Source organism: Rhodococcus sp. NPDC058639 (assembly GCF_042717545.1).
In the GTDB taxonomy this organism is placed as follows: Bacteria; Actinomycetota; Actinomycetes; order Mycobacteriales; family Mycobacteriaceae; genus Rhodococcus.
In genome coordinates, this window is record NZ_JBHXRF010000001.1 from 11,918 (window position 1) to 34,529 (window position 22,612).

Genomic DNA, 22,612 nt, shown 5'->3' on the forward strand with positions numbered 1-22,612 from the left:
TCACCCCCTGAAAGTGCTCGTGTGGGGCTCTCTCAGCGCTCCGCGAGTTATACTTTTCCTACTAGTTAGACTTTTAGGAGAAGTTTATGGGAAGCGCACCGCGGACTCCGCCGGCACAGTACGCCGCGACACTCACAATCGGACCGAAGGGCCAGATCGTCATCCCCAAGGGGGCACGTGACCTCTTCGGCTACAAGCCAGGCGACCAGGTCCTACTGCTCGCCGACGTCGAACGCGGCATCGCGATCATGCCCGCCAGCGCACTCGCCGACCTCATGGGAGGGGTCCCGTTGCCCTCGGATCCGCCAGAGGTGGATTGATGCCCGCCATCATCTGTCACGAGGTCCGCAGGGATTTCGGGGACGTGCACGCCGTCGACGGAGTGAACCTCACGATCGACGAACATCAGATCTTCGGCCTACTCGGACCGAACGGCTCCGGGAAGACCACCCTGCTCAACCTGTTGCAGGGGATCGATCGGCCGACCGCCGGTGAGGTCAGCGTCCTCGGACTGGATCCCATCCGGGACTGGAGTCTGCTCGCGCCGCGCATGGGAACCCAACTGCAGGAGGCGACGCTCATTCCGCGACTCACCGTGCGGGAGGCGCTGAGCACCTTCGCGTCCTTTTACCCGCACGCGCGGGACGTGGACGAGGTTCTCGGCGAACTGGGGTTGACGGACAAGGCGACCTCCCGCGTCGAGAAGCTCTCCGGAGGCCAGCGGCAGCGGGTGTTCATCGCCCTCGCCCTGCTCCACGATCCAGAGCTGCTCTTCTTCGACGAACTGACCTCGTCCGTGGATCCCCGCGCCCGCCACGCGATCTGGGACATCCTGCGGAACCTCGCACGCCAGGGGCGCACCATCGTGTTGACCACCCACTCGATGGAGGAGGCCCAGGCGCTCTGCGACCGGATCGCGATCATCGACGCAGGACGGATCATCGCGGAGGGGGCACCTTCCGACCTCATCGCTGAGCACGCCGGCGGCTCCCGGCTCCTGCTCCGTGCCGACGGCGTAGTGGACGAGGACGCTCTCCTCGATGTCGACGGGGTCAGCTCCGTCGGCCACGACCGCGACCACCTCGTCGTCACCGGAACGGGTCAGTTCGCCGCCCGGGTGATGGCCGACCTCTCCGCCCAAGGGGCGGTGGTCACAGACATGTCGATGCAGGAGGCGACTTTCGAGGACGTCTTTCTAGCACTGACCGGGCGAACGATGCGAGAAGGCGAGTGACATGCGTGGCTACGGCAATTTGACGACGGCGTTCTTCAAGTCCCAGCTCAGGGAACCGGTCGGGTTCTTCTTCCTCCTTGTCTTCTCTCCCGTGTTGTTGCTCATCCTCGGTCTCATCTTCGGCAACGAGCCCGCACCGGAATTCGGGATGCGCGGCTTCGTCGACAGCATGCTCCCCGGGATCGCGGTGATCTCGATTCTGATCGTCGGTGTCGTCTCCGTCCCCCAGAACCAGCTCATCCTCCGTGCTAGCGGAGCCTTGACGCGGCTACGCGTGACGCCGCTACGACCACGGACCTATGTCGCCGCCGATCTCACCGTCCACTTCGTCCTCGGCATCGTCGGTTCGCTGCTCACCCTGGTGATCGGTCTCGCGGTGTTCGGCGTCGACCCACCCGATCACCTGGTGATGGTGATACTGGCGCTGGTGCTCGGCCTGGTCGCGATGCTGGCGATCGGCTACACGCTCGCCTCGATCTACCCGAGCGTGGCGGCCGCGACGGGCGTCGGCAACGTACTCATGATCGTTCTCATGTTGAGTTCTGGCGCGTTGTTCCCCGCTGACGGGCTCAATGACGGGGTCCGCACCGTGATGACCTTTTCGCCGGTGTACCACCTAGCGGAACTCGTGAGGGCCTCGTGGACTGGGGAACCGTGGCCGTGGGTGTCCGTAGCGGTGCTTCTCGGTGTGGCCGTGGTGTTCGGCATTCTCAGCACCGTGCTTTTCCGCTGGGACAAGGGACGGTAGTTCGTCAGCTGGGGGCGGTACAGGTACTCGGCTTTATGGGGCAACAGGCGGGAACGGTGACTCCCTGGGGTCCAAGCTGGGGCCGAGAGCCTTCATCGGACCCATAGGCCTCCGGATCGGAGACCACGTACTGTTCGTGCCCGCCGAGGAAGCCTTGAAGGCAGAGATCGAGCACTTATGGACCTATTCGACAACGATCTCGAGGCCGTGGGCAACGCCCTCGATGAGGCACGATCCGCGGCGAATGTGCGCAATGTGTGGGCAAGAGCCGACTGATCACCACGACACGCGACCGCAAAAAGGCCCTGAACTGGCGGCTTACACCAGATCAGGGCCTTTCCCTACGGCGGAAGCGGAGGGATTTGAACCCCCGTTGGTTTTACCCAAGCTCGCTTTCAAGGCGAGTGCATTCGGCCGCTCTGCCACGCTTCCGTCGCAAATCCTAACCGCATCCGTGCCCTAGTGGTCGGCGAGGGCTTCGTCGATCCGGCCGAAGATCTGCGCGAGTGCTTTGACCTGGCTCTTGGAGAGCCGATCGATGAGGTTGCTGCGGACGTCGCGGACGTGGGTGGGCGCCGCTTCGGCGAGCCGTTGCCGTCCTTCGTCGGTCACCGACGCCAGAACCCCGCGACCGTCCTCGGGGCACGACCCGCGCACGACCAGCTTCTGCTCCTCCATGCGACGGATCTGATGGGTGAGACGGCTGCGCGACGAGAGGACACCGTCGGCGAGTTCACTCATACGCAGCGAGCCGTGTTCGGACTCGGACAGCAGCACCAGGATCCGGTACTCCGCCAACGACAATCCGTGTCGCTCCTGCAGATTTCGGTTGAGCACATCCATCAGGCGGGCGTTGCCGTCCATATAGTTGCGCCAAGCGGTCTGCTCTTCCGCGGTCAACCAGTTCGGCTCGTCCTGTTCGCTCATCACCCGGAAAGTCTAAGGCGGACTCGGGTGCGAAGGTTCTCCCGGCGAAGCGACATGCGCGCCGAGATGGGATAACCACACTGCGGGCCGCACACGCTAGCGTCGGGGTCATGCACGCAATCGTCGTTACCGAACCCGGTGGTCCCGAAGTTCTCCGGTGGGCAGAGTGTCCCGATCCCACAGTCGGCCCCGGACAGGTCCTCCTCGATGTCGCAGCGACCGCCGTCAACCGTGCGGACCTTCTGCAGCGCCGCGGGCTCTATCCCCCGCCGCCCGGCGCGAGTGAAATTCTCGGACTCGAATGTTCTGGCGTCATCGCCGAACTCGGTGAAGGCGTCAGCGGATGGAACATCGGCGATCGTGTGTGTGCGCTCCTGACCGGCGGTGGCTACGCCGAGCAGGTCGTAGTGCCCTCAGCCCAGTTGCTGCCTGTGCCGGTCGGAATCGACATCGCCGTGGCTGCGTCGCTCCCGGAGATCGCCTGCACGGTGTGGTCGAACGTGGTGATGACCGCGGGACTCGAACGCGGTGACGTGCTGCTCGTCCACGGTGGAGGCGGGGGTATCGGCACGCACGCGATCCAGGTGGGTAAGGCGCTCGGCGCCAAGGTCGCGGTCACCGCGTCGGCCGGCAAGCTCGATCGGTGCCGGGAACTCGGCGCCGATCTGGCAATCGACTACCGCAGCCAGGATTTCGTGGCCGAGGTGCGCAACGCGTTCGGTGGTGCCGACGTGGTGCTCGACAACATGGGTGCGGCGTATCTGTCCCGCAACATCGACGTGCTCGCACCCGACGGACGGCTCGTCGTCATCGGGATGCAGGGCGGCACCAAGGGCGAGATGAACTTCGGCAAGCTCCTCGCCAAGCGCGGACATGTCATCGCCACCGGTCTGCGCGGCCGTCCGGACACCGGCAAGTCGGGTAAGAGTGCAATCGTCGCCGCGGTGCGTGAACACCTGTGGCCGCTGATCGAGGAGGCAAAGGTGCAGCCGGTGGTGCACGCGGAGTTGCCCATCACGGAAGCTGCGCGGGCGCACGAGATGCTCGACAGTCCCGAGACTGTCGGCAAGGTGGTGCTGCGGGTCGATCGGACCTGACCGGTCAGAGGTTGCGTAGCTCGCGGACGAGCTGGTCGATGTCGAAGCTGGTGGTGTACGGCGCGAGACCGATGCTCACGGCACCGCCTTCGTCGCTCACCCCCAGGGAGTCGAGCAGCCGGCTCGTTCCGCGAGTACTCGCCACCGTTTCGATTCGCCGGTCGGCCAGGTGTGCCGCGACCTTCTCCGCCGGTATGCCTTCGACGGTGAAACTCAAGGTGGGCACCCGGCTGGGCGCCTTGCCCAGCACCATGACACCGGTGAGGCTGTCGAGCTGCCGGAGCAGCCGGTCGAACAAGCCGTCCTGATAGTCCTGCATCGAGCTGATCGACGTCTCCAGGCGGTTCCGGCGGCTGCCGGAGGCAGAGTCGTCCAGCGACGCGAGGAAGTCGATGGACGCGGGCAGACCGGCCAGCAGGCCGAACTGGTGTCCGCCGACCTCGAGCCGCTCGGGCCCGCGGGCATGAGGATCGAGCGACATCGCCGGCACGCGATCGAGGTGGGAGGGGTCGCGGAAGACGAGGGCACCGATTTGTGGTCCGCCCCATGCTGCGGCATCGATGCTGAGGATGTCGGCTCCGAGATCCTCCATGTCGATATGGGCGTACGGGGCCGCTGCGGCCGCGTCGACGACCATGAGCCCGCCGACATCGTGGACGAGGTCTGCGACGACTCGCACGTCCGGTGCCGAGCCGACGATCGACGACGCTGCGGTCAGTGCGACCAGCCGGGTCGTGGGCGTGATGAGTTCCTCGTATTGCCAGGTGGGCAGATCACAGGTGTCGATCTCGATCTCGGCCCAGCGCACCTGGGCGCCGTACCGGCTCGCGACGCGCAACCACGGTGCGATGTTGGCTTCGTCGTCGAGTCGGGAGAGCACCATTCCGGTGCCCAGGCCGAGCCGGGAACTGAGCGCTTCCGCGAGCCATGCCAAGAGCACCGAATGGCTCGGGCCCAGCACCACACCTGCGGGATCGCCACCCACGAGGTCGGCAACGGCCACGCGTGCGGCCTCGAGGATCGCGGCGCTGCGGCGGGACGACGAGTGCCGCCCGACAGCCGAGGACGACGCGTTCCGGAAGGCCGTCGACACCATGCGCGACACCGCGTCGGGGATCTGCATTCCCGCCCGCGGATCGAGGTGAACCCAGCCGTCGCCGAGCGAGGGGATGAGCCCCCGGATCCGGGCAACGTCGTAAGCCATGGCTGACACTCTAAAACCCTGTGTCAATTGTGGTCGCCGGCGCCGGGGTGTAGCGGACTCGCACGCCCGGAATCCTGCCCCGGCTCACCGATGTCCTCCCACGCGGCGGCGAACTTTCCCGCCGGGAAAGGGCGTGCCCGCGACGGTTGTCGGCGTGAGGGGACAGAATGGAGCCATGACGAATCCGGACAGCGACCAGGTTCTTGTGATCGGCCCCGACGGCCAGCCCGTCCGCGTCCCCCGGCGGGAAGCCGACCGGGTGGAGGCCGGCGCAGAGAAGGGCCGCGGGAACGATGCGGAAGGAAACGGCGAGAGCCTCGCCGACATGGTCGAACAACCGGCCAAGGTCATGCGGATCGGCACGATGATCAAGCAGCTTCTGGAAGAGGTCAGGGCCGCACCTCTCGACGACGCCAGCCGTACCCGGCTCAAGGAGATCCACCGGTCCTCGATCAGTGAGCTCGAACAGGGGCTCGCGCCGGAACTGCGCGACGAACTCGAGCGCCTCGCGTTGCCCTTCACCGAGGACTCGGTGCCCTCCGACGCCGAGCTCCGCATCGCCCAGGCCCAGCTGGTGGGCTGGCTGGAAGGGTTGTTCCACGGCATCCAGACGGCGCTGTTCGCCCAGCAGATGGCTGCCCGCGCACAACTCGAGCAGATGCGGCAGGGCGCGCTTCCGCCCGGGCTGGGCGGGGCGGTCTCCCGCGGCGGCGAGCAGCCGGGCCACGGCCCCGGACACCCCGGCACCGGGCAGTACCTGTAGGTGCGCGGGGTACCCTCGGTACCCGTGTCAGCCTCTGGAGCCGCATCGTGACCCGTGTCAGCATCGAAACGCGCGACGCGTGCGTCGACTTCCCGATCTTCGACGCCAAGACGCGGTCGCTGAAGAAGGCGTTCCTCGGTAAAGCGGGCGGTTCGATCGGCCGGAACAACTCGGACGTCGTGGTGGTCGAGGCCTTGCGCGACATCACGATGTCGCTGAAGGAAGGTGACCGCGTCGGACTCGTCGGCCACAACGGTGCCGGCAAGTCCACGCTGTTGCGCCTGCTGTCCGGCATCTACGAGCCGACCCGCGGATTCGCGCAGGTCAACGGCCGGGTGGCGCCCGTGTTCGACCTCGGTGTCGGGATGGACCCGGAGATCTCCGGCTACGAGAACATCATCATCCGCGGCATGTTCCTGGGCATGAGCCGCAAGAAGATGCTCCAGAAGGTCGACGAGATCGCCGACTTCACCGAGCTCGGCGACTACCTCAACATGCCGCTGCGCACGTACTCGACGGGTATGCGCGTGCGCGTCGCACTCGGCGTGGTCACCAGCATCGATCCGGAGATCCTGCTCCTCGACGAAGGCATCGGCGCGGTCGATGCGGAATTCATGAAGAAGGCCCGGGTCCGATTGCAGGACCTCGTCGCGCGGTCGGGCATCCTCGTCTTCGCGAGCCACTCGAACGAGTTCCTGGCGCAGCTGTGCGACCAGGCGATGTGGATCGATCACGGGCAGATCCGTGAGCGCGGCGACATCGAGCACGTCGTGCGGGCGTACGAAGGCGACGAGGCCGGCGACCACGTGCGCACGGTTCTGCACGACCTCGAACTCGAACGTCAACGCACCGCCCTGCGCAACGGCTCCGACGCGACGGCCACGTCAGGCACCACGAGTGTCTGACGAACGCATCATCGGGGTCGTCGTCACCCATCGGCGCCGGGAACTGCTTGCCGCGTCGCTGAAGGTTCTGTCCACCCAGACCCGCCCGCTCGACCATCTCGTCGTGGTCGACAACGCCGATGAGGACGCCGTGCGCGAACTCGTCGAAGGGGCCGACGTGCCCACGACCTACCTGGGCTCCCAGCACAACCTCGGCGGTGCGGGTGGTTTTGCGCTGGGCATTCTGTACGCACTGTCGCTCGGGGCCGACCGGGTGTGGCTTGCGGACGACGACGGTCGCCCCGAAGGGCCCGAGGTCCTCGCGACACTCCTCGAGTGCGCGCAACGCAACGGCCTGGCCGAGGTGTCGCCGGTGGTGTGCGACATCGCCGAACCCGATCGCCTGGCATTCCCGTTGCGTCGCGGGGTCGTATGGCGGCGCTGGCGTCACGAACTCGGCGACGAAGACCTGCTTCCCGGTATCGCGTCGCTGTTCAACGGTGCGCTGTTCACCGCCGCCGCGATCGACGCCGTGGGCGTACCCGATCTGCGGCTGTTCGTACGCGGCGACGAGGTGGAGGTGCATCGTCGCCTCGTCAGATCGGGGTTACCGTTCGGTACCTGCCTGCAGACCGCGTACCTGCATCCCGACGGCGCCGACGAATTCAAGCCGATCCTCGGCGGCCGCATGCACACCCAGTATCCCGACAACGAGACCAAGCGGTACTTCACGTATCGCAACAGGGGTTACCTGCTGTCACAGCCCGGGCTCCGGAAGCTGTTGCCCCAGGAGTGGATTCGTTTCGGTTGGTACTTCCTGGTGACGCGCCGCGACCCGGCCGGATTGCGCGAGTGGGTGCGGCTGCGCAAGCTCGGGCGCGAAGAGAAGTTCGAGCGCCCGTGACGACCGATCAATCGGTCGGCAGGGCGTGCGCTCGACCCGCCGATGAAACACGTAGGCACGGGCGGGCCGACTCGCCGCTTTTCGTTCTAGTTCTTGATGGCGACGATGATCGCATGGATGATCCACACCGGTAGCCACGCCCCGCACGTGACCAACGTGAGAATCAGATGCATGGTGTGCGGAAATGCCGATTGGTTCTGAACACTGTTATTGACGATGACCTGCTGAACAGGTGCGAATTGCTGGGGCGGCGGACCCGGATACATCTGACGATGCTGTTCAGCCATACGCTGCTGCTGGTAGAGCTGATGCTGCTGTTCCGCGAGCCTCCGCTGCTGCTCCTCCAGGGCCTGAGCCTGATGGTGCTCCTGCAGCTGTCGTTCGTGAGCTTCGCGCTGCTGGTGTTCCTGCCACGCTCGCAACCGGTTCAATTCTTCGAGCTCACCCGGCTCGAGAGCCCGCTGAAACTTTGCGGGCGGTTCCAAGTGGGGCGTCGGTTCGGTCATCGGTCATCCTTTGTGTCCCAGGGCGAAGCGACGCTGGCGCTCCCCTGCCTGATCGGGTGGTGCGAACGGAACTCCGCGCGGTCGGCATCTTCCGACTCACCGAAATCTCTGTGTTTCTTCGCGTGGGAGACGAGGGCCGATCCAGAACTCGGCCGAATCGAATTGCGTGGACCGGTGACAGAACTCCGCAGAATCACCGGAATGAACATGGTCCCAAGTAATGCGAATCCCAGTTACCGAATTCAGAGCGGCGCCGACAGCGCCGACCGCTGTCGTCACCGCGCTGCCCACAAGTGAGGCGATACGAGCATCGACGCAGTGAAGCGAAAAGTCGTCATCTATGTTTTCGGCCCTGTCCTGATTGCACGTTTCTCGCGAACTCATCAACTCAGGATCGACGAAATGCTCCGGGGTGTTACACCACACCGCTGCCGACCGTCGGCAGCAAGCGCATCTACGGCACCGCGCTCGTCCCGCAAACAATCAGGCAAATCCGCCCACAACGGGGTGCCCCGACCTACACTCACCCCCACCGTCTCTGGGAGCCTGCGATGACATCTCGTCTCGACTCACCGTCAACACTCTGTGCTGCTTTTCAATCCACTGCCGCCGCGTATCCCGACCACGTTGCGCTGCGAACTCCGGACGATTCCGTTCACTACACGTGGCGGGAGTATTCGGAGAAGGTTCGCGCCCTGGCCGCCGGTCTCGCCGGTCTCGGCGTCCGGCACGGCGACACCGTCGGCATCATGCTGACGAACCGCCCCGAATTCCATCTCGTCGACACCGCCGCCTTCCATCTCGGCGCGGTACCGTTCTCGATCTACAACTCGCTGACCGCCGAGCAGATCACTTACGTGCTCGGCAACGCCGGCAACCGGGTGATGATCTGCGAGGAGCAGTTCGTTCCCGTGCTGCAACAGGCGATCGGCGACACGCAGGTCGAGCACCTGGTGTGTATCGACGCGAAACCCGACGGCACCCTCTCGCTCGAGGACGTCGAGGCCGCCGCCGCCGAGTCGTTCGACTTCGAGGCCGCATGGAAGGCCGTTCAGCCCTCCGACCTGCTCACGCTCATCTACACGTCGGGCACCACCGGGCCCCCGAAGGGCGTGGAACTCACCCACGCCAACCTTCTCGCCGAACTCGCTGCGACCACGACTTTCCTCCCCACCGGACCCGACGACCGCATCGTGTCGTACCTGCCCGACGCGCACATCGCGAACCGCTGGGGCTCGCACTACTCGAGCATCTACAGCGGCATGCAGATCACCACGCTCGACGACCTGAAGAAGGCCATCGCGGTGCTGCCGAGCGTGCGGCCGACGCTGTTCGGTGCGGTCCCCCAGGTCTGGTACAAGGTCAAAGCAGCCATCGACAAGACCCTCGCCGAAGAATCCAGCCCGGTGAAGAAGAGGCTCGCGTTCTGGGCGATCGACGTGGGGCGGAAGGTCGCTCGATTGCAGTCCGGCGGCAAGCCCGTGCCGAAAGCCCTCGAGTTGCAGCACGCGCTCGCCGACAAACTGGTGCTGTCGGCCGTACGCAAGAAACTCGGTCTCGACCAGGTACGCGCTGCCGTGACGGGCGCCGCCGCGATCTCGCCCGAGGTACTCGAGTTCGTGCTGGCGCTCGGCATCCCGTGCTCCGAAGTGTGGGGCATGTCGGAGACATCCTGCGTGGTGACCATGAACCGGCCCGGAAAAATCCGGATCGGCACCGTCGGCCAAGCTGTCCCCGGCGTCGAGATCAAGACCGCCGACGACGGAGAGCTCCTTGTCCGCGGCCCGCTCATCATGCGTGGATACCGCAACGACCCGGTCAAGACCGCGGAAGCCGTCGATTCCGACGGCTGGCTGCACACCGGCGACATCGCGACGATCGACGAAGACGGTTACGTGACGCTCATCGACCGCAAGAAGGAACTCATCGTCAACGCAGCGGGCAAGAACATGTCCCCCACCAACATCGAAGGGGCGCTGCGGGCCGCGTGCCCGATGCTCGGCGGCGCCGTCGTCATCGGCAACGATCGTCCGTACATCGTCGCGCTGCTCGCCCTCGATCCCGACGCACTCCCCCTCTTCGCGGAGCAGCACGGGCTCAGCGGGTCGCACGAAGAACTCGCGCAGCACCCCGCCGTCCTCGCCGAAATCGAGCAGTCGGTGAAAGCGGCGAACACCAAACTGTCGCGTGTCGAGCAGATCAAGAAGTACACCGTGCTGTCGACGGTGTGGGAGCCGTCGGGCGACGAACTGACGCCCACGATGAAGCTCAAGCGCAAGCCGATCGACGCCAAGTATGCGGAGGAGATCGACGCGCTGTACGTGACCGCGTGACGTGAACGCCATGTGATCGGCGCGGCGAACGGGGATCGACGCGTGTAGTTTCGCGCGCTGATCCCCGTTCACCGCGTGGATGCCGCCCGGAGGTCAGACCGCGTCGTCGGCCGGAGCACTCGCGATGCGGTCGAGGGCGGCCCGCGCGAGCCACGTGTTGTGGTGCTCGTCCGTTTCCATCCCCTCGAGTTGGTCCGCCAGCCGGCGAATCGGGCGGCCGCTTGCGGAGAGTTCTTCGAATGCACCGAGAGACGAGTCGTCGAAGAGATCCACGACCACGACGACGGCGTCCGATGCGTCGGACTCATCGGGAAGGAAGCGCACGGCGGGAAGAGCCTTTTTCAAGGCGCCGAGCGACCTGCCTGCTTCATCCTCGAGCGCCGAGCGTGAGACGGCGACGGACGCGAGGCAGGTCACCGATCCGTCGGCGCCCCCTGTGGGTTTGTCGAGTCGGAGGACTTCGGTCGATCCGACAGCCAGCGAGAACAGCGGCGCGGCATCACCGGAACCGGGAAGACAACTGACCGTCCATCGCTCGACCTCCCCGGCTGCCGCATCCTCGAACGCTGTGTCCAGGTAATAGGCGAGCAGGTCGAGGGACATCTCGTACAGGTCCTCGTCGCGCCGAAGCTCCTCGAAGTTCTCTTCCGATGCTGCCGGGTTCGTTGCCATCATTCTCCTGCTCGTACGAAACGATCCGTGTCGAGCCTACGAGTTCCCCACGTCGTGAGGGACGGCACGCTCGTGCCGCATGGAGTCCGGGACGACGAATCCGGCCCACACGTGGTCGGGGCGGATTTCCGCGCGGGTAGGCTCGGGCCTTGTGTCTGCTCCCACCCATGTCGACGAACCGCTGGGAAAGTCCTCTCGGACGTTCCGGCGCGCGTTCCAGGATCTGCGCGATGGCTTCACCCATCGCGAGTTGTGGCTGCTGCTCGGCTGGCAGGACATCAAGCAGCGGTACCGGCGGTCCGTGCTCGGGCCGTTCTGGATCACCATCGCGACCGGCGTCTCGACGATCGCCATGGGTTTGCTGTACGGAACGCTGTTCAACCTCGACATCGCCGAGTTCCTGCCGTACGTCGCGCTCGGTTTCATCATCTGGAACCTGATCCAGGGATCGATCCTCGAAGGCGCAGACGTCTTCATGGCCAACGAAGGCCTGATCAAACAGCTACCGACACCACTGAGCGTGCACGTCTACCGCCTGGTGTGGCGTCAGATGATCTTGTTTGCCCACAACATCGTCATCTACATCGGCATCTTCATCGTCTTCCCGCAGCACCTGAGCTGGACTGCGCTCGCCGCGATCCCGGCCCTCGCACTGATCGCGATCAACGCGGTATGGATCTCGCTCGTGTTCGGCATCCTCTCCACCCGCTACCGCGACATCGCACCGCTGCTCGGCAGCCTCGTGCAGTTGCTGTTCTTCATGACGCCGATCATCTGGACGGAGAAATCCCTCGCGGGCACCGGCAACGAAGATCGGGCGCGGATCGCGGAGATCAATCCGCTGTACCACTTCCTCGACATCGTGCGGACGCCTCTCCTCGGCGGCGACCAGCAGCTCTACCACTGGGTGATCGTGCTGATCATCACGGTGCTCGGGTGGGGACTCGCTCTGGTCACCATGCGCAACTACCGGTCGCGCGTCGCCTACTGGGTCTGAGCCGGCTCGAGTTCGATGAGCTGCAACCGGTTGACGAATTCCTGGTCGGTGATCGTGAACCCGGCGTCGGCGAGCGCGCGGTACGTGTCGGTGTCGGTGAACCGGTAGCGGTCGAACCGCCACCACACGTCGTTGGGATGCCACACCGTGAACGCCGTGCCGCGGTCCCGGTCCGCGATCACCCACAACCTAGTGCACCGCGTGGCTGCCCGCTCGGCCAGCACCGGCGGCGGCACGTCGGTCGACCACAGCCTCGCGCGCTCGGCAGCGGTCTGATCCAGCCCCACGTCCACGAGGTGCTCGAGCGCATCGGGACGTGCGTCGGCTACCGCGCGCGGGGAGGTCGGCTGCCACGACACCTTCGGCTCGAACGCGACACAGTCGCCGGGCTGGGACACCTCCTTCAGCCGGTCCGCGACCACGCTGTAGTCCATCCCCCCGGCCTTGCCGAACGGCTGTCGTTGCGTCATGTAAGCGGGTGCCACCGCAAGTCCCACGGCGACGAGCACAGCGAGCAACGACCACCATCGCGTCGCGGCGCGGCTGACCGCCCACCCCAGGAACAACGTCACCGCGGGCACCGTGAAGGAGAGATACCGGTCCAGATACATGTTGCTCGCCAGTACCGAATACGCCAGCAACAACGCCATGGGCACGAGAAAGCCCGGTAGCGCGAGCCACAGCAATGTCCGCTCGTCCGGTTCGACGCCCCGCACTGCCGCACCGATCGTCCCCACCAGCGCGACGGTCCAGCACAGCAGCACCGCCCACGGCGCCTCCGGAAACCACTGCTCGACGAGGATCGTTCTGATCACCGTCTCGTCGAGCGCCGGGATCCACGACACCTGACGCACCTGTGAATAGGCCAGCACGAGGAAGGGCAGCAACAACGCGGTTCCGGCGGTGGCGGCGAGCACGAAACCGACCCGGTCCCGTCGACGGGATTCGAGGCCGCGGGTGACGGCCCACATCGTTACCGCGTGTGCGACCAGAAGAGTCGCGGTATAGACGAAGATCATCGTCGCGAGGGCCGCCACGATCGCGTACAGCACCCACCAGCGTGCCCGGTGGGTGCGCAGCGCCAGCACGAGGACCAGCGACAACACTGCCGCACATCCGACGGCGAACGCGTAGGAGCGGGCTTCGGTGGCTGCCCAGGTCACCCGCGGAAGGATCGCGAACAGCACCCCGGCCGCCACCGCGGCACGCCGTCCCGCCAGCATCTGCGCGGTCGCCGTGACGGCTGCGGCCCCGACACCGAGAGCGAGCACGCCGGGTACCCGCGCTGCGAATTCCCCGGTGCCCACGAGCGCGAACCAGCCGTGCAACAGGATGTAGTGCAGTCCGTGGACGGCGTCCCAATCGGCGAGCAACTCGAGCAGGTCACCGAAGGGCCGATCGGCGGCCGAGATCGTTGCTGCCTCGTCCCACCAGAACGACGGAACCCAGGAAAAAGCGGCGCCGACGAGCACGGTCACCCCCCCGATCAGCAGGGGAAGCGGCCACGCTTTCATCGGTCAGTCGTCGATGCCGTACAGCCGCGCCCAGTTCTCGCGGCTCGTGAGCTTCGGCATTGCTTCCTGCCACACCGTCTTCATCCGGGGAGCTTCCTTGCGAAGCTGCCAGCACACCTTCGCGGCACGCTTGGCGAGCTCGACGGCAGTGTCCTTGTCGCGACGACGCACCCGTACGGCGTTCTGCGAGGCATCGGTGACCACGGCGCCGTCGAACAGAGCGACGTGCCACCAGTCCGCGTAATCGGCGGGAACGGTGACGGGACGACGGTCCACCTTGCCCGCGAGTTGCTGCACCGCGCGCTTGAGGAGGACGAGCCCCTCACGCTTCTTGTCGGGCTCGAACTCCCACACCGACATCTGCGTATGCGGATCGGATTCCTTGCCCACCTGCGACGCGGGCAGCGGCTTGGTTTCCGGGTAGCGGTCGCGCAGTTCGCGCAGTTCCTTCAGGACCGACTGACCACCGTCGTACAGGAAATCGGGGCCGGCGAGGAAGTCCTCCGCCGCCTTGATGAACGTGGCGGCCAGACCGTACTGCATCGAAACGATGAGCTCACCGATCTTGCGGAACAGGTACTTGGAGATGTCGGGTCCGTCGAAACGCCCGTAGATCGCCGAGACGACGAGACCGTTGCGGATGCTGAAGTAGCGCGCCCAGTCGTCGTAGTCCTTGAGGTAGAAGTCGGCGTGCCACACGCCGGCGTTCGGCAGCGTGACCGTGGGGTGCCCGGCGAAACGCGCGCGGATGCCGTACTCGATGTCGTCCCACTGGAAGAACAGCGGAATCGGCAGCCCGCAGTCGGCGATGATCTCGGCGGGGAGCAGACACGTCCACCAGCCGTTCCAGCCGGCGTCGAACCGCGGATCCTGCTTCTTCTTGATCAGGTCGACGCCCATCTTGGCGCCCGGGGTCAGCTCACCGGCCTTGATCTCGTCGAGCACCTCCCGTTCGGCGCTGACGTGGAGGACCTGGGGGTTGCTCAGGGACAACATCTGGGCACCGACGATCGTCGGCTGCACCGTCATGTTCGCGAACGCGTTCAGGCGCAGCACCGACTCCGGCTCGCACAGGATGTCGTCGTCCATGACGATGACGTTGGCGTGCGCCGAGTTGGGTGACCCGGTGATCTCGTACATGCCCCGGGAGAAACCGCCGGCGCCGCCGAGATTGGGCTGGGTCAGGTAGATGAGCTTGTCGCCGAGTTTCTCGGCGACCTCACCGAACGCGGGACGCGACCGCACCTGGTCGGTGCCCTGGTCGACGATGCACACCGCGTCGATGTCTGCCATTGCCCCGTCGTCGGAGGCGAGAGTACCCACGGTGACGGTGCAGTCGTCCGCGCGATTGAACGTGCAGATCACGACCGCGGCCGGGCGCAGGTGCTCGGGTGCCGCAACCGTCCAGCGGGCGTCGGAGACGAGCAGTGAGCCGTTACTGGCCTCGGCGGAGAACCAGATCGCGCCGCCGTCGACGAAGCGCTCGATCGGCACCTCGAGGTCGAGTTCTCCCGATCCGGAGACCGTCTCGACCGAGACGATCCGTTCACGGCCCCGGGCGTCGGAGGCGTGGACGACGAATCGTGCGCTACCCGAGCAGCCGTACGTCAGTTGCAGGTTCACCGTTTTCACGTCGGTCCAGCGCTGCCAGAAGCTGGCGGGGAACCTGCCGAAATACGTGTTGGTGTGGGCTGTCGAGCCGTCGGCCAGTTGGAGACCGTAACGGTCGGCCGCGGCGTCACCCTTCGTGACGACGTACATCTTTCCGGGCACTCGAGGCGACAGCGACGCAAAGACGCCGCGCTGCGCAATCAGCCGATCCCGGCGTACGGGTTCGGTGAGGGCGCTGTCGAGCGCGTCCGCGTTGCTGTCGATCGCTGTCGTGTCGCCGGCAGTTGCCTGCTCCATCGAGCTACTCCCCGCTGTGGTCGATCCTGTTTCGGATGCGACAGTAGCAGCGCAAATAGCTGTCTCGACGGCACGCGGGCGGAGGGAGCGTGTTTCGTCGTGATCACACTGTTTGCCGGAATGTGCAAGAACCGCAGGTCGCTCAACCGCCGAGGATTCGTTCGCTCCGTCCGTACGCGGCTTCGGTGGCGGTTTTCTGTGGCATCCACCACGTCTCGTGGCTGCGGTACCACTCGATCGTCGCCGCCAGGCCCGAGCGGAAATCCCGGTACCGCGGCTCCCACCCCAACTCCGTGCGCAACCTCGTCGCATCGATCGCATAGCGCAGGTCGTGCCCCGGTCGGTCGGTGACGAAATCGAACGCCTCCGGGTCCATGCCGCACAGTTCGAGCACGGTCTCGACGACCGTGCGGTTGTCGGTTTCGCCGTCGGCCCCGATCAGATACGTCTCCCCGATCCGGCCCTTGTCGATGACGGTCCACACCGCGCTGTTGTGGTCGTCGACGTGAATCCAGTCGCGCACGTTGGCACCGGTGCCGTACAACTTCGGCCGCACCCCGGTCAGGACATTGGTGATCTGCCGCGGAATGAACTTCTCCACATGCTGATACGGCCCGTAGTTGTTCGAGCAGTTCGAGATCGTCGCCCGCAGGCCGAACGAGCGCACCCACGCGCGCACCAGCAGGTCGGAGCCTGCCTTGGTCGACGAATACGGGCTCGACGGGTTGTAGGGGGTTGCCTCGGTGAACTTCGCCGGGTCGTCGAGCGCGAGATCGCCGTAGACCTCGTCGGTGGAGATGTGGTGATAGCGCACGTCGTATCGGCGCACGGCTTCGAGCAGCGTGAACGTGCCGACGAGGTTGGTGTGCACGAACGGGGTCGGGTCGGCCAGCGAGTTGTCGTTGTGCGACTCGGCGGCGAAGTGCACCACCAGATCGGCGTTCGCGACGAGACGGTCGACAAGTTCGGGATCGGCGATATCGCCGTGCACGAAGGTGATCTTCCCGGCGACAGGGTCGAGTGACGCCCGGTTGCCGGCGTAGGTGAGTTTGTCCAGGACCGTCAGTTCGACGTCCGGGCGGTCGGCGACGGTCCGGTGGACGAAGTTCGCGCCGATGAATCCGGCGCCGCCGGTGACGAGCAGCCTCATGACGCCAAACCCTACCGACATCTGCCTGGTATCTCCGCGGACGTGGAACACTTGCCCGCATGCGCGGAATCATCCTGGCCGGCGGGACCGGTTCGCGACTGCATCCCATCACCTTGGGCATCAGCAAGCAGCTCACGCCCGTCTACGACAAGCCGATGATCTACTACCCCCTCTCGACGCTGATGCTGGCGGGCATCCGGGAGGTCCTCGTCATCACGACTCCGCACGACCTCGACCAGTTCCGGCGACTGCTCGGCGACGGGTCGCGGTTCGGGATCGAGTTGACCTACGCCGTGCAGGAACACCCCGACGGTCTGGCGCAGGCCTTCGTGCTCGGCGCCGATCACATCGGTACCGAATCGGTGGCATTGGTCCTGGGGGACAACATCTTCTACGGTCCCGGTCTGGGCAGCCAGCTCACCCGATTCGCCGACATCGACGGAGGCGCGGTGTTCGCCTACCGGGTGTCCGATCCCTCCGCCTACGGGGTGATCGAGTTCGATTCCGCGGGACGCGCGCTGTCGCTCGAGGAGAAACCCGTCGACCCGAAGTCGCCGTACGCGGTGCCGGGACTGTACTTCTACGACAACGACGTCGTCGAGATCGCGCGCGGCTTGAGACCGTCCGCGCGCGGGGAATACGAGATCACCGACGTCAACCGCATGTACCTCGAGGCCGGGAAGTTGCAGGTCGAGGTGTTACCGCGCGGCACGGCGTGGCTCGACACCGGCACGTTCGATTCGCTGCTCGACGCGTCGAACTACGTTCGCACGATCGAGCAACGGCAGGGTCTGAAGATCGGCGCTCCCGAAGAAGTGGCGTGGCGGCGCGGATTCCTCACCGACGACGAATTGCGTGCCCTGGCCCAGCCCTTGGCGAAATCCGGGTACGGGAGATATCTGCTCGACCTGCTGGAACAAGGAAGGGATTTCTAGGGGATGCAGTATCGCGAACTGAAGATCGCCGGGGCGTGGGAGATCACGCCGGCCACGTTCGGTGACGAACGGGGACTGTTCCTCGAATGGTTCAAGCAGTCCACCTTCCGTGAGGCGACCGGGCGGTCGCTGGAGTTGGCGCAGGCGAACTGCTCGGTCTCGGCGGCGGGGGTATTGCGGGGTATCCACTACGCGGATGTGCCACCGGGACAAGCGAAGTACGTCACGTGCGTGTCGGGTTCGGTGCTCGATGTCGTGGTGGACCTTCGTGTCGGGTCGCCGACGTTCGGGCAGTGGGATTCGGTACTGCTCGACACGACCGACCGTCGGGCGATCTTCCTGTCCGAGGGATTGGGGCACGGTTTTCTTGCCCTGGAAGACAACTCGACCGTGGTGTACCTGTGCTCGACGCCGTACACCCCGGAGCGGGAGCACGAGGTGCATCCGCTCGACCCGGAGATCGGTATCGACTGGCCGGCCGTGGGCAGGGACGGTGCCGCGCTCGAGTACGAGTTGTCGGCCAAGGATCGCGCCGCCCCCACGCTTGCCGACGCACGGTCGGCCGGCCTGCTCCCCGAGTTCTGAAAACCTCGGTGGGACAGTGCCCGCTAGCCGGGCACTGTCCCACCAAAGATGGGGGTGCGGGAACCTCCCACCGGCACGCCGCGTCGAACGAGACATGAACCGCACAGAGGTCCACGCCGTCATGGCCCAGCAGGACGGCGTGATCACCCGCACCCAGGCACTCCGATGCGGCATGAGTTCGACGGCGGTAAGCCGGACCGTCGGAACAGGTGAATGGGTCACCCTCGCACCCGGGGTCTACCTGCGTTCCGACCGCGAGCGCACCGCGGGAGTCGAACTGCGCGCGGCGGTGTACGGAGCCGGGGCCGAGGCGGTCGCGTGGGGTCCGAGCGCCGCCTGGTGGCACGGACTGCTCGATCGCCCACCGGCCCGCCACTACGTGACCGTGCCCCACCACCGGATACGGTCCTGCACCCGAACGACCCGCGTACGACGACGGGACCTGCACTGGAAGGACACCGTGGTGATCCGGAGCCTGCCGGTGACGGCGTTGCCGCTCACCGTGCTCGAAGCCGCAACCGAGATGCCGAGCGGGTCGGTGCTCATGGATCGCGCGTTGCAGCGGCACACGTCGCTCGACGTTCTCCAGCGGGCCCACCGCAGAAACTCCGGGCGGCACGGCGCTCGCGCCGCGTCACGCCTGCTGTGCTCGGCAGGCGACGGCGGGCATTCGGAAGCCGAACGCATCCTGCATCGGCTCCTGCGCGACGCGGGTCTGACGGGCTGGCGCGCGCACGCGTGGAGCTGTGGGTTCGAGATCGACGTGGTCTTCGAGGCGGGGCGCGTCGCCATCGAAGTGGACGGGTGGGCATGGCACCGCGACGCGCATCGTCAACGCCGGGATGCCGAGCGGCAGAACGTTCTGGTCAACGCCGGGTGGCACGTCCTGCGCTTCACCTGGCACACGCTGGTCGAGGATCCGGACGGGGTCCTCCGGCAGATACGGGCGGCTCTGGATCGCCGCCGTTGAAAGCTTGGTCGGAAAGTGCCCGCTCAGCGGGCAACAATTCACCCGAGTTCACCGGATGCGGAAGATCACCAGTCGCTGCACCACGAAGTTGATGACGGTCGCGGTGCCCTGCGCGACGACAAACGCGAACGGGGTGACCCACCACTGGTCACCCAGCGAGTCGTTGAGCACTCCGTTGATACCGACCTGCGCGGCGAACGTCACGGCGTACAGAGCCACGACCGCGGCGAAGCGCACCCTGCTCGGTTCGGCCTTGAACGTCCACCGTCGGTTGATGAGGTACGCGGTGGTGGTGCCGGCGACGAACGACAGCGCCTTCGCGCCGTCGCGGGTGACGCCGAGCGCCATGAGCAGCACATAGAGGCCGTAGTCGACGATCGCCGACAGACCGCCGGTCAGCACGAACCGCACGAGTTGCGTCTTGAGATCCAGCGCGTCGTCGGCCGTGGAATCGGTCAGCGGCAGTTCCGGAGCGAGCGGCGCGTGATGTTCCGGCAACGGCTGCACGTGGTCATGGGATTCGGGCACGCAGACGAGGGTAACGCCCCCGACCGAAGCGACTGTTGACCTCGAGTCCGCTCGAGGTTGCACCCTCGGGTGTATGAGCATCGCGCTGAACCACACCATCGTCCACGCGACCGACCCGAAGGGATCTGCCGTCTTGCTGTCGGAGATCCTCGGTGTCGGATCGCCGACCCCGTACGGACCGTTCTTCGTTGTGCAGGTGGACAACGACGTCTCCCTGGACTTCATGGCCGACGCACACCCCGTCCGATCGCAGCACTACGCCTTCCTTGTCGGGGAACAGGAGTTCGACGAGATCCTCGGCCGCATCCGGTCACGTGACCTGGAGTATTGGGCCGATCCCGCGCATCGACGGAGCGGGGAGATCAACACCCGCGACGGGGGCCGCGGCGTGTACTGGTCAGATCCCGACGGTCACAACCTGGAGATCCTCACAAAACCGTACGGAGGGTAACCCTGCTCTTGCAGTGCCGTGCGGTCACGCGGGTAGCCTTTGTCCTGATGTCCACGACAGCTGCAGAGCAGGCAAGTGAGCCTCTCCCCACCCAGACCCGCACCCTGACCGGCTGGGGGCGCACCGCGCCGACCACCGCAGAGGTGCTCACCACACCCGATGTCGAACTGATCGCGCAGGCAGTCGCGCGAGTCGCCGAAGACAACGAGTCCAAGCCGGCGCATCTGCGCCGTGGCGTCATCGCGCGCGGTCTCGGCCGCTCGTACGGCGACCCGGCCCAGAACGCGGGCGGGCTCGTCATCGACATGACGGCACTGAACAAGATCCACAGCATCGACCGCGAATCGCGGCGTGTCGTGGTGGACGGCGGTGTCGACCTCGATCAGCTGATGCGGGCGGCTCTGCCGTTCGGCCTGTGGGTACCGGTCCTGCCGGGAACGCGCCAGGTCACCGTCGGTGGGGCCATCGGCTCCGACATCCACGGCAAGAACCACCACAGCGCGGGCAGCTTCGGCAACCATGTGCGCTCCCTCGAGCTGCTCACCGCCGACGGGCAGATCCGCACCTGCACCCCCACCGGGCGCAACTCCAAGTTGTTCTGGGCGACCGTCGGTGGCATGGGCCTGACCGGCATCATCCTCCGCGCGACCATCGAGATGACGCCCACCGAGACGGCGTACTTCGTCGCCGACAGTGTGCGCACCGAGAGCCTCGACGAGACCATCGCGCTGCACAGCGACGGCTCCGAGGAGAACTACGACTACTCGAGCGCCTGGTTCGACGCGATCTCCGCGCCGCCCAAGCTCGGACGCGCCGCGGTGTCGCGCGGTTCCCTCGCCACGCTCGACCAGTTGCCGAAGAAATTGCAGAAGGATCCGCTGCGCTTCTCGGGGTCGACACTGCTGACGTTCCCCGACGTCTTCCCGAACGGGCTGGCGAACAAGTTCGACTTCTCGATCGTCGGCGAGCTGTACTACCGCAAGACCAAGAACGCGACCGGCCAGATCCAGAATCTGACGCAGTTCTATCACCCACTCGACCTGTTCGGTGAGTGGAACCGGGCCTACGGTCCCAAGGGATTCCTGCAGTACCAGTTCGTGGTGCCGCCCGAGGCCGTCGAGGAATTCAAGAAGATCATCCGCGACATCCAGCAGTCGGGGCACTACTCGTTCCTCAACGTGTTCAAGCTTTTCGGTGAGGGCAACAAGGCGCCGCTGAGTTTCCCCATGAAGGGGTGGAACGTCTGCGTGGACTTCCCGATCAAGGACGGCCTCAACGAGTTCGTTCGCGAACTCGACAAGCGAGTCCTCGAATTCGGCGGCCGCCTCTACACCGCGAAAGATTCGCGCACGTCTGCCGAGACGTTCCACGCGATGTACCCGCGTATCGACGAGTGGCTCAAGGTGCGCCGCTCGGTCGACCCCACCAATGTCTTCGCTTCCGATATGTCCAGAAGGTTGGAACTGCACTGATGATCAACGCCGTGGGTAACCCCCAGACCCTGCTGCTGCTCGGTGGCACCTCCGAGATCGGCCTGGCCATCGTCGAGGAGTACCTGCGCAAGGCTCCGGCCCGCGTGATCCTCGCGGCGCTGCCCGGTGACTCCCGCCGTGAGGACGCCGTCAGCCAGGCGAAGGCCGCCGGTGCCACATCGGTCGACCTCATCGATTTCGATGCGCTCGATACCGCGAGCCACCCCGCGGTCATCGACCGGGCATGGAGCGGCGGCGACGTCGACGTGGCGATCGTCGCGTTCGGCCTCGACGCGGATGCCGAGACGCTCTGGCAGGACCAGCGCAAAGCCGTGCAGGTCGTGGGTGTCAACTACACCGCCGCCGTCTCGGTGGGCGTGCTGCTCGGCCAGAAGATGAAGGCACAGGGCTTCGGGCGCATCATCGCGATGTCGTCGGTGGCCGGTGAACGCGTCAAGCGCGCGAACTTCGTCTACGGCTCCACGAAGGCCGGACTCGACGGCTTCTACCTCGGCCTCGGCGAAGCGCTGGCGAAGTTCGGACCCCGCGTCACGGTGGTGCGCCCCGGTCAGGTGCGCACCCAGTTCAGCGCCCACGTCGACGAGGCACCGCTGACCGTGAACAAGGAGGACGTCGCGAAGCTTGCGGTCGCCGCGTCCGACAAGGGCAAGGAGATCGTCTGGGCACCGGGCACCTTCCGGTTCGTGATGATGGTGCTGCGTCACGTCCCGCGCGCGATCTTCCGCAAGCTGCCGATCTAGGAGTTGTAGGAGAGCACCGGGACCTGCACCCGTCCGGTATGTACGAGCGGGTTCACTAAGCTCGACAAT

General features: G+C 65.8%; 23 protein-coding genes and 1 tRNA gene. 15 read left to right on the forward strand and 9 right to left on the reverse strand.

The window, feature by feature from the left end:
- Nucleotides 1-86 precede the first annotated feature (86 nt).
- The 3 genes from ACFWU2_RS00070 to ACFWU2_RS00080 are packed head-to-tail and all read left to right on the forward strand — an operon-like array spanning nt 87 to nt 1,982.
- Nucleotides 87-320 carry an AbrB/MazE/SpoVT family DNA-binding domain-containing protein gene (locus tag ACFWU2_RS00070; protein ID WP_378598445.1) on the forward strand — a complete coding sequence of 78 codons (234 nt, stop codon included), beginning with the start codon at nt 87-89 and terminating at the stop codon, nt 318-320.
- Entirely contained in the window at nt 320-1,234 is a 915-nt protein-coding gene (locus ACFWU2_RS00075) for an ABC transporter ATP-binding protein (protein ID WP_378598448.1), read from the forward strand. Before ACFWU2_RS00070 ends, ACFWU2_RS00075 begins: the two co-directional genes overlap by 1 nt.
- 1 nt (nt 1,235) lies before the next feature.
- Complete coding sequence (locus ACFWU2_RS00080; RefSeq protein ID WP_378598451.1) at nt 1,236-1,982, forward strand: ABC transporter permease; 747 nt, start codon at nt 1,236-1,238, stop codon at nt 1,980-1,982.
- A gap of 347 nt (nt 1,983-2,329) precedes the next feature.
- Here the strand turns inward: ACFWU2_RS00080 and ACFWU2_RS00085 are convergent.
- A tRNA-Ser gene (locus ACFWU2_RS00085) sits at nt 2,330-2,414 on the reverse strand.
- Between the two features lie 27 nt (nt 2,415-2,441).
- Nucleotides 2,442-2,909 (reverse strand): MarR family winged helix-turn-helix transcriptional regulator, encoded by a 468-nt coding sequence (locus ACFWU2_RS00090; protein ID WP_378598454.1) that lies wholly within the window; start codon nt 2,907-2,909, stop codon nt 2,442-2,444.
- 110 nt (nt 2,910-3,019) lie between these two features.
- Here ACFWU2_RS00090 and ACFWU2_RS00095 point away from each other — a divergent pair, with 110 nt between their 5' ends.
- A complete protein-coding gene (locus tag ACFWU2_RS00095) occupies nt 3,020-4,006 on the forward strand; it encodes an NAD(P)H-quinone oxidoreductase (RefSeq protein WP_378598457.1) in 987 nt (328 codons plus the stop codon).
- A gap of 4 nt (nt 4,007-4,010) precedes the next feature.
- Here the strand turns inward: ACFWU2_RS00095 and ACFWU2_RS00100 are convergent, their stop codons facing one another.
- Nucleotides 4,011-5,210 (reverse strand): cysteine desulfurase-like protein, encoded by a 1,200-nt coding sequence (locus tag ACFWU2_RS00100; RefSeq protein ID WP_378598460.1) that lies wholly within the window; start codon nt 5,208-5,210, stop codon nt 4,011-4,013.
- 175 nt (nt 5,211-5,385) lie between these two features.
- On the opposite strand from ACFWU2_RS00100, the gene ACFWU2_RS00105 reads away from it, so the two are divergent.
- The 3 genes from ACFWU2_RS00105 to ACFWU2_RS00115 are packed head-to-tail and all read left to right on the forward strand — an operon-like array spanning nt 5,386 to nt 7,761.
- Nucleotides 5,386-5,973, forward strand: coding sequence for a bacterial proteasome activator family protein (locus tag ACFWU2_RS00105; RefSeq protein ID WP_378598463.1), 588 nt, complete (start codon nt 5,386-5,388; stop codon nt 5,971-5,973).
- A gap of 44 nt (nt 5,974-6,017) precedes the next feature.
- The gene (locus tag ACFWU2_RS00110; RefSeq protein WP_378600125.1) at nt 6,018-6,878 is read left to right on the forward strand and encodes an ABC transporter ATP-binding protein; all 861 of its coding nucleotides are present in this window, start codon (nt 6,018-6,020) and stop codon (nt 6,876-6,878) included.
- Entirely contained in the window at nt 6,871-7,761 is an 891-nt protein-coding gene (locus ACFWU2_RS00115) for a glycosyltransferase (RefSeq protein WP_378598466.1), read from the forward strand. The genes ACFWU2_RS00110 and ACFWU2_RS00115 overlap by 8 nt, the downstream gene beginning before the upstream one ends.
- Nucleotides 7,762-7,847: 86 nt before the next feature.
- Here ACFWU2_RS00115 and ACFWU2_RS00120 read toward each other — a convergent pair whose 3' ends face one another.
- Nucleotides 7,848-8,267, reverse strand: a complete 420-nt coding sequence (locus ACFWU2_RS00120; protein WP_378598469.1) for a hypothetical protein — start codon at nt 8,265-8,267, stop codon at nt 7,848-7,850.
- A 551-nt stretch (nt 8,268-8,818) separates the two neighbouring features.
- On the opposite strand from ACFWU2_RS00120, the gene ACFWU2_RS00125 reads away from it, so the two are divergent.
- Nucleotides 8,819-10,600 (forward strand): AMP-dependent synthetase/ligase, encoded by a 1,782-nt coding sequence (locus ACFWU2_RS00125; RefSeq protein WP_378598472.1) that lies wholly within the window; start codon nt 8,819-8,821, stop codon nt 10,598-10,600.
- Between the two features lie 93 nt (nt 10,601-10,693).
- On the opposite strand, the gene ACFWU2_RS00130 is transcribed toward ACFWU2_RS00125, so the two are convergent.
- On the reverse strand, nt 10,694-11,272 hold the full coding sequence (locus ACFWU2_RS00130; protein ID WP_378598475.1) for a hypothetical protein: 579 nt from the start codon (nt 11,270-11,272) through the stop codon (nt 10,694-10,696).
- 151 nt (nt 11,273-11,423) lie between these two features.
- Here ACFWU2_RS00130 and ACFWU2_RS00135 point away from each other — a divergent pair, with 151 nt between their 5' ends.
- Nucleotides 11,424-12,269 (forward strand): ABC transporter permease, encoded by an 846-nt coding sequence (locus tag ACFWU2_RS00135; protein ID WP_378598478.1) that lies wholly within the window; start codon nt 11,424-11,426, stop codon nt 12,267-12,269.
- On the opposite strand, the gene ACFWU2_RS00140 is transcribed toward ACFWU2_RS00135, so the two are convergent.
- The 3 genes from ACFWU2_RS00140 to rfbB all read right to left on the reverse strand — a co-directional run bounded on the left by ACFWU2_RS00140 (nt 12,257) and on the right by rfbB (nt 16,841).
- Complete coding sequence (locus ACFWU2_RS00140; RefSeq protein WP_378598481.1) at nt 12,257-13,783, reverse strand: glycosyltransferase family 39 protein; 1,527 nt, start codon at nt 13,781-13,783, stop codon at nt 12,257-12,259. The genes ACFWU2_RS00135 and ACFWU2_RS00140 overlap by 13 nt on opposite strands.
- A gap of 3 nt (nt 13,784-13,786) precedes the next feature.
- Nucleotides 13,787-15,691 carry a glycosyltransferase gene (locus ACFWU2_RS00145; RefSeq protein WP_378598483.1) on the reverse strand — a complete coding sequence of 635 codons (1,905 nt, stop codon included), beginning with the start codon at nt 15,689-15,691 and terminating at the stop codon, nt 13,787-13,789.
- A 142-nt stretch (nt 15,692-15,833) separates the two neighbouring features.
- Nucleotides 15,834-16,841, reverse strand: a complete 1,008-nt coding sequence (rfbB, locus tag ACFWU2_RS00150; protein ID WP_378598485.1) for a dTDP-glucose 4,6-dehydratase — start codon at nt 16,839-16,841, stop codon at nt 15,834-15,836.
- Between the two features lie 59 nt (nt 16,842-16,900).
- On the opposite strand from rfbB, the gene rfbA reads away from it, so the two are divergent.
- From rfbA to ACFWU2_RS00165, 3 genes are all read left to right on the forward strand, one after another.
- On the forward strand, nt 16,901-17,776 hold the full coding sequence (gene rfbA, locus ACFWU2_RS00155) for a glucose-1-phosphate thymidylyltransferase RfbA (protein ID WP_378598487.1): 876 nt from the start codon (nt 16,901-16,903) through the stop codon (nt 17,774-17,776).
- Between the two features lie 3 nt (nt 17,777-17,779).
- Nucleotides 17,780-18,361 (forward strand): dTDP-4-dehydrorhamnose 3,5-epimerase, encoded by a 582-nt coding sequence (gene rfbC, locus ACFWU2_RS00160; RefSeq protein WP_378598491.1) that lies wholly within the window; start codon nt 17,780-17,782, stop codon nt 18,359-18,361.
- A gap of 94 nt (nt 18,362-18,455) precedes the next feature.
- Nucleotides 18,456-19,331, forward strand: a complete 876-nt coding sequence (locus ACFWU2_RS00165; protein ID WP_378598494.1) for a DUF559 domain-containing protein — start codon at nt 18,456-18,458, stop codon at nt 19,329-19,331.
- A gap of 48 nt (nt 19,332-19,379) precedes the next feature.
- Here ACFWU2_RS00165 and ACFWU2_RS00170 read toward each other — a convergent pair whose 3' ends face one another.
- Nucleotides 19,380-19,859 (reverse strand): GtrA family protein, encoded by a 480-nt coding sequence (locus ACFWU2_RS00170; protein WP_378598497.1) that lies wholly within the window; start codon nt 19,857-19,859, stop codon nt 19,380-19,382.
- Nucleotides 19,860-19,932: 73 nt separating this feature from the next.
- Here ACFWU2_RS00170 and ACFWU2_RS00175 point away from each other — a divergent pair, with 73 nt between their 5' ends.
- Genes ACFWU2_RS00175 through ACFWU2_RS00185 form a run of 3 tightly spaced genes read left to right on the forward strand, consistent with a single transcriptional unit; the run spans nt 19,933 to nt 22,543 of the window.
- Nucleotides 19,933-20,310, forward strand: coding sequence for a VOC family protein (locus ACFWU2_RS00175; RefSeq protein ID WP_378598500.1), 378 nt, complete (start codon nt 19,933-19,935; stop codon nt 20,308-20,310).
- A gap of 47 nt (nt 20,311-20,357) precedes the next feature.
- Entirely contained in the window at nt 20,358-21,782 is a 1,425-nt protein-coding gene (locus tag ACFWU2_RS00180; protein ID WP_378598503.1) for an FAD-binding protein, read from the forward strand.
- Nucleotides 21,782-22,543 (forward strand): decaprenylphospho-beta-D-erythro-pentofuranosid-2-ulose 2-reductase, encoded by a 762-nt coding sequence (locus ACFWU2_RS00185; RefSeq protein WP_378598507.1) that lies wholly within the window; start codon nt 21,782-21,784, stop codon nt 22,541-22,543. Before ACFWU2_RS00180 ends, ACFWU2_RS00185 begins: the two co-directional genes overlap by 1 nt.
- Nucleotides 22,544-22,612: the final 69 nt, after the last annotated feature.